Source organism: Halalkalibacter lacteus (genome assembly GCF_036663595.1).
GTDB classification, from domain to species: domain Bacteria; phylum Bacillota; class Bacilli; order Bacillales; family Bacillaceae_D; genus Halalkalibacter; species Halalkalibacter lacteus.
The window spans coordinates 1-264 of record NZ_JAWRVL010000258.1 but is presented as its reverse complement, the minus strand read 5'-3'; the positions used below and the strand labels follow the sequence as shown (position 1 = coordinate 264).

The 264-nt window shown below is 37.5% G+C and carries 1 pseudogene; it reads left to right on the top strand.

Annotated features, from left to right (window positions below):
• Positions 1–264 (top strand): annotated as a pseudogene (locus SAZ04_RS22280) (IS21 family transposase); the annotation flags it as partial.

Sequence of the window (264 nt, the reverse complement as noted above, 5' to 3'; positions counted from 1 at the left end):
TCTGTCTCAGAGACAGATTTCAAAAAGACTAGGAATTGCTAGAAATACTGTTAGTAAATATCTTAAACAAGATCAGGCCCCTACAACGATTTTACGGCAACAAACCTACGCAACTAAAGAGTATTCAGATGAAACCAAACGGGTATTGCCTATAATTGATGAATGGCTTGAAGACGATCAAAAACGTTGGGGAAAGCAAAAACACACAGCAGCAAGAATCTATGAAAGATTGGTTGAGGAATATGAGTTCAAAGGTTCTGAATC